We start from the raw sequence: 11,690 nt of genomic DNA on the forward strand, positions 1-11,690 counted from the left end.
CTTAAGGATAATCATTTATGGCCGCTAGAATAGTGTTTTTTTTATGGATGGTTTTATTGTTTGTTGGCTGTAAACCGAACCAATACGATCCTTCAGTGCCGCCCAAAGGTTTTGCAAATAACATCAGCCTTAAAGTAGCCTACACGCTAGGAGCCATTGAGCCAACCCTTACCAAGGTAGCAATACCGGAAAGCATCCTAGAACATAAGGATCTAGTCTATAAGACCATCGACAGCACATCATTAAAGCTGGACATCTACCATCCTAAAGCCTTAAAAAAAGAGGCTCCCCTTATTATTTTCATACATGGCGGTGCTTGGGAGAAAGGAAAGAAAAGCAATGTTTTACACTATTTAATCAGTTATGCCCAGAAGGGATACATAACAGCAACAATACAATACAGATTAAGCGGAGTGGCAAAGTACCCTGCCCAGCTCCTTGATGTTTCGGATGCTGTACAATGGCTGAAATCACATGCCAAGGAATACAACATCAATGTTCAAAAAATAGCTATAGCTGGTGGTTCTGCTGGGGCACATTTGGCCATGCAGTACGCCTATACCAATTCTTCCAATTCAGTGGATGACAATGGCATACCCACCAATGTACAGGCCGTAATAAATATTTACGGGCCTTCCGATCTAACGACCGAGATTGCAAAAAAAGAAAAACGGGTACATCGATTATTTGGAAAAACCTATGAAGAAGCCCCGGAAATGTACAAAAAGGCTTCACCTATTGCGTATGTAAATAAAAACTCCCCTCCTACCATTTCCTTTCACGGCACTTTGGATGAACTGGTTCCCTATGGGCAATCCAAAAAACTCCATGAAACCCTAAAAGCGTTTGGGGTGCCCAGTTACTATCATGAATTACAGGGTTGGCCACATGCCATGGACCTTTCAGCAAAGGTGTTCTCATACATTCAATATCATATAGATATATTCTTGGAAAAACATTTAAAAATATGATTAAAAATATATTCATACCCATAGTTTCACTAGCCTTATTATTGGGCTGTAAGGCCAAACAATATGATGTGTCCGTACCCCCAAAAGGATACTCCAGCAATACTACCCTTAAAATAGCCTATGCAACCGGGGCATTAAAAATAATAGAAACCGACTTCCCCATTCCAGAAGATATAGAGGAATACAAAGATGTAGTCTATAAGACTTTGGACTCCACTCAACTCAAATTGGATATTTACCATGCTAAAGCGATCAAAAAGGATGCTCCATTAATTATTTTTATTCACGGCGGAGCTTGGAAAAAAGGTGACAAACACGATTATTTAGCCTATTTGATTAGTTATGCAAGGAAAGGATATATCACGGCTACCGTACAATATAGATTAAGCAGTGTTGCCAAATATCCTGCCCAGCTTCATGATGTAGAAGATGCGGTAAGGTGGTTAAAATCAAATGCAGACCAGTACCATATAAACCCCTACAAAATAGCGATGGTAGGCGGTTCCGCCGGGGGACATCTGGCCTTAATGAACGCCTATTCCAATACACAGGAAGATGTGGATGAAAAAGGAATATCCGCAGCAGTGCAGGCAGTTGTCAATTTTTACGGCCCTTCCAACCTAACCGATGAAACGGCCATCAATGCGTCTTCGGTTCAATATTTAATAGGCAAATCCTACGAGGAGGCCCCTGAACTGTATAAAAAGGCCTCTCCCTTATTTTTAATTTCAAAAAACATTCCGCCAACCATAACATTCCAAGGTACTTTGGACGAATTAGTGCCCTATGAACAATCGGACATATTACATGCCACCCTACAAGAAGCAGGTGCCATTTCGTATTACCACAAACTAAAAGGGTGGCCACATACCATGGATGCCTCGGTAAAAGTGAATGCTTATTGCCAATACCACATGGATCGGTTTTTTGAAAAATACATCCCATTAAATTAAAATATAGGAAGCCCTATGAAGTTGCTGAAAAAAATAGCGAAAATCACTGTCATTGCCATTGGAATGGCAATATGCCTAGTGCTTATTGCTATTTTTATTGCTCGCTATAAGTACAACGGTATTGTAAAGGCAACTCCAAAGAACCAAACAGAAAACTCAAGCCCGGGAGAATTAGGTAAATATGTAAATACCTTTATTGGTACCGGAGGCTTCCCCTATTGGGTATGTGGATTTAACTTTCCGGGCGCCACTGTTCCTTTCGGTATGGTACGCCTAAGCCCCGAAACCATGTCTTTCTATAATAACACCAAAGATTTTAGTACTTCAGGATATTACTATGGGGACAACAAAATACTTGGCTTTAGCCATACCCGTTTGGCCGGGACCGGCGCTACCGATGGAGGGCATTTTCTATTTACGCCAACAACTACCACCAGTAATAAAATTGATTTCCAGTTGGATTATGCTCATAAATTTTCCCATAACGATGAAATCGCATTTCCGGGTTATTACCGTGTAGCATTAAAAAAAGAGGGCATTGTTGCCGAGCTTACGGCAACAGAACGTAGTGGCCATCACCAATATACCTTTCCAAAAGAAGGCAACAGGAATTTGCTTGTCCACATTACCAATACCACTGGAAACCATCGAGCAAAGGAAGGATTTGTCAACATACTTCCCAAGAAAAATGAAATTGAAGGTTCGGTTAGGACATTTGGAAGCTTTGCAAGTAGGTTCGGGGGAGTGCAGGTATACTTCGTGGCTAAATTTGACCAACCATTTTCCGACTATGGCATCTGGGATGGACAAACATTGCACAAAAAAGGGCTTAGTAAAAAAAGTGATAGTCTAAAAATTTATCTCGGATTTGCCCAGGAAAGTATTAATGCCAAAGTTGGTATTTCGCATGTAAGTATTGAAAATGCCCGTTTAAACCTGGAGACAGAAGCGGGCCATCTTAATTTTGCCGAAATACTCCAAATGGCCAAGGACAAATGGGAAAGAAAACTGGCTTTAATTAAGATCGAAGGCGGCTCCTTGGAGGAAAAAAAAGTCTTTTACAGTGCCTTATATCGCAGTTTTCAAATGCCTACCATCTTTAATGATGTAAATGGGGAATATAAAGGATTTGACAAAAAAATACACCAAACTACCGATTTCAACTACTACACGGATTTATCCTTATGGGACACTTTCCGCACCGTCCATCCATTATTCAATCTAATAGCCAAGGATGAGCAAAGGGACATGTTGGTCTCCTTAGTGGAAATGTCCAAACAAGGGGGCAGCCTGCCCCGTTGGCCCTCAGGATACGGATATAGCAACTCCATGCTGGGTTCCCCTGCAGACATGGTCATTGCAGAATCTTACCTAAAGGGCATACGTAATTTTGATGTGCACCTTGCTTATAAAAAAATGAGACAAGTGGCCCTGGAACCCATTCCGAAAGACAGTTCCGCTGCTGGCCGGGAAGAGATAGACGGATACATTACCTACGGCTATTGCCCTACGGAATTTGGGGATGAAGCCGTAAGCAAGACCTTGGAATATGCCTGGGCCGACCATTCTATAAGTCTTTTGGCCAAAGAACTACAACTCCTTGAAGACCAAGCTCTTTTTGAAAGTCATTCCAAATTTTATAAAAATGTATGGAATCCCGACACCCAATATTTTCAACCCAGACATAAGGATGGACGATTTGTGGAAAAATTTAAGCCCTTGCAACTTACTTATACGGATTGGGACGATGAGTATACCAAAGATTATACCGAGGGAAGTGCCCTGCAATGGCGGTGGGCCGTACCCTATGATACAAAAGGTTTGGTATCCCTTTTTAAGGACAAAGATTATTTTGTGAGTGAACTGAACAACTTTTTCGCCAAAGCCGATCCAAAAAAGGCTACCTGGACCCCAGGCTCCTACTACTGGCATGGAAATGAACCGGACATCCATGCGGCCTATCTTTTCAATGCCGTGGATAGGCCCGATTTGACCCAAAAATGGGTTCGTTGGATCCTGGATAATAAATACGATAATTCCTATGTGGGCATAGACGGCAATGATGATGCCGGTACCTTATCCGCCTGGTATATTTTTAGTTCCCTTGGTTTTTATCCTATTGCCGGAACGGACATTTATCAACTGGGCGCTCCATTATTTAAGAATGCTGTTCTCCAAATGGGCGTAAATCAATTGACCATTAACACGGAAAACTATGACCCCAATAATATCTATGTAAAAAAAGTACTGCTAAACAGTCGGCCCTTGGACCGCACCTGGATAAGGCACGAAGAAATTGCCAATGGGGGCCAACTAACTTTTGTCATGGCCAAAGAGCCACACTTTTTAATTAATCAACAATCATCTAAATCTAACTTATGAGACTTTTATTTTTATTGTGTACCTTGTTAGTCGTATCGTGTAAAGGAAAAATGGAAAAATTACCGGACGTAGTTCCATTGGACCATCCTGCCATTGTGGAACAAGAATTTATTTATGAATTGGAAGACGCGCTTACCCCGGAATGCCATGCCTCCACAGTAGAAGTAAGCAATGGGACCGTAATAGCCTCTTGGTTTGGTGGTACCGAAGAAAAAAATGATGATGTTGGCATTTGGGTATCCCGAAAGACTGGTAGTTCTTGGTCTACCCCAATAGAAGTAGTGAATGGCGTGCAGGAAGATGGCAGTAGATACCCATGTTGGAACCCGGTATTATTTAAACCAAAAGATCAACCACTATTTTTATTTTACAAGGTAGGACCAAGTCCTACCGAATGGTGGGGACTATACATGACATCCAATGATGATGGAAAAACCTGGTCCAAGCCGGTAAATCTACCAGAGGGTATATTAGGCCCCATTAAAAACCAACCCATACAATTGGCAAGTGGTGAAATTCTCTCTCCATCCAGCACAGAAGATGATGAGGCAGGTTGGCAGGTACACTTGGAGCTAAGTTCTGACAACGGAAAGACTTGGTCCAAAACCCAACCCCTTAATGACGGGAAAGAGTTAGGTGCTATACAGCCCGTGGTCCTGAATTATGGAAACGGAAAATTACAGCTTTTGAGCAGAACTGAAAATGAGGTCATTGCCGAGAATTGGTCTACCGACTACGGAAACACCTGGAGCAAAATGAAAGCCACCGCTTTGCCCAATCCAAATTCTGGCATTGACGGGGTAAGTCTTAAAGATGGGCGCCAATTATTAGTTTACAATCCCACCGGTAAAAATTGGGGAGATCGCGTGCCTTTGAGCTTGGCCCTGTCCAATGACGGGAAGAAATGGAAACGCGTTCTGGACTTGGAACCCTTAAGGGAAAACACGGATAAGGAAGGGGAAGAATATTCCTATCCAACCATGATACAAGCTCCCGATGGGAAAGTTCATATTGTATATACTTGGAACAGAAAAACGGTAAAATATATCGTTCTAGATCCTCAAAAACTTAATTAAGAACAATAATGGGAAAATGGTTACGGGTATTGCTTAAATTTTTTGGAGTGCTGATAGTACTCTTGGTTATTCTTTTCTTTTTTGCAACCAGCACTATAGATACCACGCCATATTTTGAAACGGCGTATTATAGGAATACTATTGAAAATTTAGAGGAGGCTGTCAAAAATAAATCAGAGGCCAAAGGCGAGCTGCTTGCTGGATTCGCAAGGACAAATATCACCCCAAAAATCATAAACGATAATCCCGACCCCGCAAAAGGCGAATTCAACAATATAAAAATGGCAGGATATGGTAGCGGCAAAATTGCGACCAGTGTTCACGATTCCATTTTTGCCAAAGCAATCGCAATTGAAGTAGATAGTGAAACCGTTGTTTTGATCAATGCCGACCTGGTGGCAATACCGGAAGACGTTGTCAATAAGGTTACCGACAACCTAAAGGGGAAAATATCCAGGAAACAGCTTTATTTCGGGGCTACCCACACCCATTCCAGCATTGGCAATTGTATGCCAGGTTATGTGGGCAAAAGTTTTGGTGGGGAATATAAACCAGAGGTAGTAGAATGGCTAAGTCAAAAGTTTTCCGCACTTATTTTACAGGCCTTGGCAGACAAACAGCCCGCCCAATTTTCTTCAGGATATGTTAAAGTTCCCAATTTGGTTAGAAATAGAATCATAGGTGAGTCTGGGCGACTTAATGACAAACTAGATCTTTTGTCCTTTATTCAGGAAAATGGCAAAAAGGCTACTATTGGCGCATTTTCCGCACATGCTACCGTAATAGGTACCGACAACGAACAATATACCGGAGATTACCCAGGGTACTTTCAACGCCATTTGGAAGAAAATGGCGTTGATTTGGCCCTATTCTTTGCCGGTACGGTAGGAAGTCATTCCAACAAAGGAATAGGAGAGAAATTTGAAAAAGCGAAATACATTGGGGAAACCCTTGCCGATTCGGCCAGATCGGCCTTGAACAAAATGGAATATCTCCCCATTGTAGAATTGACCGCCATATCTTCAGAAATAGAAATCCCGAAGTTGCAATTCCTTTACATATCGGACCGCTTGCGACTTTCCCCTTACCTTGGAAGTAAACTTATGCCAAAATCGAACCCTATCCAGGTACAAGGCCTTAAACTAAACAACCTCATTTGGCTTGCCCTGCCTTATGAATTAAGTGGGGAATACGGTTTGGATTTAAAAAATGCTCTGGAACTTCAGGGGTACAATTCCGTACTCAGCAGTTTTAATGGACAATATCTAGGCTATATTGTACCACAAAAATATTACTATTTTGACACCTATGAAGCCCGGTTAATGGGATGGTACGGCCCAAGTATGGGCGATTACCTAATGGAGCTCAATTTTAAAATGGCCAATGAATTAACGCATACGAAGCTATAAAACTATAAACAATGAAAACTTTAAAAAAGTGGTTGAAAATAATTGGGATATTTATCCTTTTACTACTGTTGGTGGGGGCATCCGTAGTAGTGTACAATTGGCGTGATCGCCATCCTGATTATTCCATCGATCTTAAAATAGAAAACAAAACCCCACAACCCATAACAGCAGGATTTTCCAAAAAACCCATTACCCCTACCATTGTGGATACTTGGAACGATGCCAATGGAAACAACAAATACAGCAAGGACGAAGGCGACACCTATAACGACAACAATAACAATGGGAAATTTGATGCGTATTGGATAGCAGGGATGAGCAATGCCAAACCTGCCCAGGGAGTGCATGATGATGTCTGGTCCCGGGTAATGGTAATCGATGATGGCAATACCAGGATAGCCATGATTTCTATGGATGCCATTGGTTTTCTACATGGCGATGTAATCGACATCAGAAAACGGATACCAGCCGAACTGGGAATAAATTACACCTTATTATCCTCTACCCATACCCACGAGAGCAATGATCTTGTGGGCATCTGGGGTGAAAATATCTTCAATTCCGGAGTAAATCCAGAAATGATGGAATATGTAAAATCCCAAACCGTTGCAGCTATTACAGAGGCCGCCAACAATTTGCGTCCGGCTAAATTAGTTTTTGCCGAAGACCTTTCCGGTGAAGATGGCAAACTCATTAAGGACACCCGAAAACCTATTGTTAAGGCCACTGGAATACATTTAATGCAGGTCCTGGATGCCGAAAACAATTCAACAATGGGAACGCTTATAAATTGGGCCAACCACCCTGAAACACTTTGGTCACAAAATTTATTGATCAGCTCGGATTTCCCACATTATATACGGGAAGCCATGGAAAATGGAGTATACAACGGAGAGGAACAGGTAGAAGAAGGACTTGGTGGAGTGGCCATATATTTTTCGGGAGCCATTGGCGGACTAATGGCACCGCATCCCTCCTTGGGCATTCAAGATCCTTTTACCGGAGAAGAATATTTTGAACCCACTTTTGAAAAAACCAAGGCGCTTGGCGATCAAATTGCACTGATGTCCTTGGCGGCCCTAAAACAAAAAGGAGATACCTTGACCAATTCCAATATTTCGCTGAGGGCGAAAACTATATTGGCACCATTGGACAATACTACATTTAAGATTGCCAGTGGTATTGGCCTGATCAAGATGGGTATGCCGGAATATTTTAAATCCAGAACCGAAGTAGGCGCCATTCGCATAGGCCCCGCCCTATTTCTAAGTATCCCTGGGGAAATATACCCAGAAATTGTATATGGTGGCATAGAAGCTCCCGAAGGGCGTGAGTTTGACATACAGCCTATGGAGATACCACCACTTCAGGAATTGATTCCCGACAAGTACAAGTTTTATTTAGGCCTTTCCAATGATGAAATTGGATACATTATACCTAAAAGTGAATGGGATACCGGAAAACCGTATCTCTACAATGATGAAGGCGACACCTATGGGGAAGAAAATTCCTTGGGCCCAGAAACAGGACCAATCATTTATAAGGCTTTAACAGAGGTAATCAAGGATTTGGACTAACATAAGGAATTAAACACCCTTCAATAAATTTAACCCGTTGGGACCCATTTTTTAATCAAATTCCTATAACTTTAAGGTTCTGTTACCTCCAGCACCTTATTACATGTACACCGTCATTGATATAGAAACTACCGGAAACGGAATAAAAGGAAATAAGATTACCGAAATCTCCATTTTCAAATTCGACGGTCATGAAATCATTGATGAATATACTTCCCTGGTAAACCCTGAATGTGAAATTCCCTACTTTATTACGGGATTGACGGGAATCGACAATAATTTGGTACGCAATGCCCCCACTTGGGACGAAATAGCTTCGAAGGTATTGGAAATAACGCAGGATACTATATTTGTTGCCCATAGCGTAAATTTTGACTACAACGTCATCAAAAATGAATTTCAGAATATCGGAATTAATTTTTCCCGCAAAAAATTATGCACGGTACGATTGTCCAGAAAACTTATCCCTGGCCTAAACTCCTATAGTTTGGGAAAATTATGCAGCTCTTTGAATATCCCTTTAACGGACCGCCATAGAGCGAAAGGGGATGCCCAGGCCACGGTAATTCTATTTAAAAAACTACTAAGGGCCGATGGGGCCGAAAAGGTATTTAAAACCTTTCTTAATGCACGCTCGCAAGAAGCCACATTACCACCATCGTTACCCAAGGAAATCTTTGAAAGATTGCCCAATTCCCCTGGTATTTATTACTTTAAAGACGCCAAGGGAACAATAATTTATGTGGGCAAAGCCGTTAATATCAAAAAGCGGGTACTAGGGCATTTTTATGACAAGGCCAACAAAGAAATTTTAATGTGCAAGGCCACGCACGACATTGATTTTGAATTATCCGGGAACGAGCTAATTGCCCTTTTAATGGAATCCGCCGCGATTAAAAAACATTTCCCTCTTTATAATCAAAGTCAGAAACGCACTTCTACAGAATATGCCATTTTTTCCTATGAAGATAGAAACGGAATACAACACTTGGCATACAACAAATTAAAATTGACACCCAACCCCATATCCACTTTTAATACCATAACCGACTGCAGGCTATTTTTGGAGGAATTATGCAAGAACTACAGTTTATGTCCTAAATTCTGTCATTTACAGGAAAACATTAGCAGCTGCTCCCATTACAGTATTACCAACTGCAAAGGAATATGCAGGGGAACAGAATCGCCCATGGACTATAATGACAAAGTAAAAAGCGCCATTGAGGCATTGATGGACAAAAACCAAAATTTAGTAATCAAGGAAAAAGGTAGACACGCAAAGGAAGAAGCCTTTGTGTTGGTTCTCAACAACAAATACAAGGGCTATGGATTCCTGCCACGACACGAGCAGATAGATAATATTGAGGCCTTGGAAAATTTTTTGGAACTCCAAAAAGAAAATATGGATACCAAACGGATCCTGTCATGGTATTTAAGAAAATACCCGAACAGGGCCATTTCTTTTACCCCTCTTTCTATTTGAAGAAATGGGCTGGATTTTTCACACAAGTGAAATACCCAGCCTATTTTTTCTTACCACTGTTCATCAACATCAATACGGCGGTAACCAGACCGACACAAACAGCGCCAAAAACAGAAATCATTATAATTCCGTTGCTCCAATTTACTAAAGGTAAGTATTGTAAAATCATAGGTACTTATTTTGGATTCAGTAGGCTAAAATATATACATACAGCACTATAAAATATGATAAATGTCACTTTTAAAGCGTAGTTGGACAAACATAATCGGTTACCTTATAGCCAGAATCTTTTATTTGATCAAAGCCACCACCTATATCCACTAGGTTATGTATGCCCCTACTTTTTAAAATGGATGCCGCTATAACCGACCTATATCCTCCCGCACAATGTATATAAAAGGTATCCTCCTTAGGAAATTCTGCCATATGGTCATTTAAAAAATCCAAAGGAGTGTTGTTCGCATTCTCCATATGTTCGGAAAGGTATTCCGATTCTTTCCTAACATCAAAAACAGGAACTTCTTTATTATCGAGAGTATCTTTCAAGTCCTTGGCGGAAATGGAAGTAATGGTATCATATTCCTTTCCTGAATTTTTCCAAGCCTTGAAGCTTCCCTTTAAATAACCTATCGTGGCATCAAAGCCAACCCTGGATAATCTTATAATTGCTTCTTCCTCCCTACCTTCCGGGGCCACGAGTAAGATAGACTGCTTGGTATCGGCAATAAGAGCCCCTACCCATGGGGCAAAACTGCCATCCAACCCTATAAATATAGATCTCGGAACAAATCCCTTTACAAATTCGTCCTGATGCCTTACATCCAAAATTACCGCGTCCGTAGCATTGGCAGCTTCTTCAAATGCATCGGGTGACAAGGCGGTAGTACCCCTTTCCAATACTTCCCCTATATCCTCATAACCCTCTTTGTTCATCTTTACGTTGAGCGGAAAGTATTTTGGAGGTGGTAATAATCCTTCCGTAACCTCCTTAACAAATTCTTCCTTGGTCATATTGGCACGTAGGGCGTAATTCATTTTCTTTTGATTGCCCAAAGTATCCACGGTTTCCTTCATCATATTCTTTCCACAGGCCGAACCAGCACCATGTGCGGGATAAACCACCACATCATCTGCCAAAGGCATAATTTTGTTTCTAAGGCTGTGAAACAATAGCCCGGCCAAATCCTCTTGGGTCATATTGGCCGCCTTCTGAGCCAAATCTGGCCTACCTACATCACCTAAAAATAGGGTATCCCCAGAAAATATAGCATAATCCTTACCCTTTTCATCCTTTAACAAATAAGTGGTACTTTCCATGGTATGCCCAGGGGTATGCAATGCCTTGATAGTGATATCCCCAAGCTTAAATTCCTGACCATCTTTGGCTATTATGGCGTCAAAAGAAGGATTGGCCGTGGGACCATACACTATAGGGGCACCTGTTTCTTTGGACAGGGTAATATGCCCACTGACAAAATCAGCGTGAAAATGCGTTTCAAAAATATATTTAATGGTAGCTTTATCCGCTTTGGCCCGCTTTATATATGGTTCAACCTCACGTAAGGGGTCAATAATGGCAACTTCTCCATTACTTTCTATATAATACGCACCCTGTGCTAAACATCCTGTATAAATCTGTTCTATTTTCATCTGTATAAATTTATTGATTTTTAATAAGCCATCCCAATGACCATCGGCAAATATTCTCCTTGATATATTTCCCTAGCCATCAAAATCTTTAATGGCTCCTTTCAAATTCTTATTTTTTATGGGGTGATTAAAAATTAATCAAAATATTTTTAAACTAAAAATCACCTTTACAAAGGTAAATAATATAGA

General features: G+C 41.1%; 9 protein-coding genes. 7 read left to right on the top strand and 2 right to left on the bottom strand.

The genetic code is table 11. The annotated features are described in order from the left end of the window. The first annotated feature begins 17 nt into the window (after positions 1 to 17). The 7 genes from KO529_RS00175 to KO529_RS00205 all read left to right on the top strand — a co-directional run bounded on the left by KO529_RS00175 (position 18) and on the right by KO529_RS00205 (position 9,851). Positions 18 to 971, top strand: a complete 954-nt coding sequence (locus KO529_RS00175; protein ID WP_215945933.1) for an alpha/beta hydrolase — start codon at positions 18 to 20, stop codon at positions 969 to 971. Next, entirely contained in the window at positions 968 to 1,924 is a 957-nt protein-coding gene (locus KO529_RS00180; protein WP_215945934.1) for an alpha/beta hydrolase, read from the top strand. The genes KO529_RS00175 and KO529_RS00180 overlap by 4 nt, the downstream gene beginning before the upstream one ends. 15 nt (positions 1,925 to 1,939) lie before the next feature. Continuing rightward, complete coding sequence (locus tag KO529_RS00185) at positions 1,940 to 4,306, top strand: GH92 family glycosyl hydrolase (RefSeq protein WP_215945935.1); 2,367 nt, start codon at positions 1,940 to 1,942, stop codon at positions 4,304 to 4,306. Further along, a complete protein-coding gene (locus KO529_RS00190; RefSeq protein WP_215945936.1) occupies positions 4,303 to 5,382 on the top strand; it encodes a sialidase family protein in 1,080 nt (359 codons plus the stop codon). The genes KO529_RS00185 and KO529_RS00190 overlap by 4 nt, the downstream gene beginning before the upstream one ends. Positions 5,383 to 5,390: 8 nt before the next feature. After that, positions 5,391 to 6,791, top strand: a complete 1,401-nt coding sequence (locus tag KO529_RS00195) for a neutral/alkaline non-lysosomal ceramidase N-terminal domain-containing protein (RefSeq protein WP_215945937.1) — start codon at positions 5,391 to 5,393, stop codon at positions 6,789 to 6,791. Between the two features lie 11 nt (positions 6,792 to 6,802). Further along, positions 6,803 to 8,368 (top strand): hypothetical protein, encoded by a 1,566-nt coding sequence (locus tag KO529_RS00200; protein ID WP_215945938.1) that lies wholly within the window; start codon positions 6,803 to 6,805, stop codon positions 8,366 to 8,368. Between the two features lie 103 nt (positions 8,369 to 8,471). After that, positions 8,472 to 9,851, top strand: coding sequence for an exonuclease domain-containing protein (locus KO529_RS00205; protein WP_215945939.1), 1,380 nt, complete (start codon positions 8,472 to 8,474; stop codon positions 9,849 to 9,851). A gap of 40 nt (positions 9,852 to 9,891) precedes the next feature. Here KO529_RS00205 and KO529_RS23550 read toward each other — a convergent pair whose 3' ends face one another. Both KO529_RS23550 and KO529_RS00210 read right to left on the bottom strand, forming a co-directional pair. After that, the gene (locus tag KO529_RS23550) at positions 9,892 to 10,020 is read right to left on the bottom strand and encodes a hypothetical protein (protein ID WP_262482703.1); all 129 of its coding nucleotides are present in this window, start codon (positions 10,018 to 10,020) and stop codon (positions 9,892 to 9,894) included. Positions 10,021 to 10,091: 71 nt separating this feature from the next. Then, a complete protein-coding gene (locus KO529_RS00210) occupies positions 10,092 to 11,501 on the bottom strand; it encodes an MBL fold metallo-hydrolase (RefSeq protein ID WP_215945940.1) in 1,410 nt (469 codons plus the stop codon). Between the last annotated feature and the right edge of the window lie 189 nt (positions 11,502 to 11,690).

This window comes from Arenibacter algicola (genome assembly GCF_018860365.1).
In the GTDB taxonomy this organism is placed as follows: Bacteria; Bacteroidota; Bacteroidia; order Flavobacteriales; family Flavobacteriaceae; genus Arenibacter; species Arenibacter algicola_B.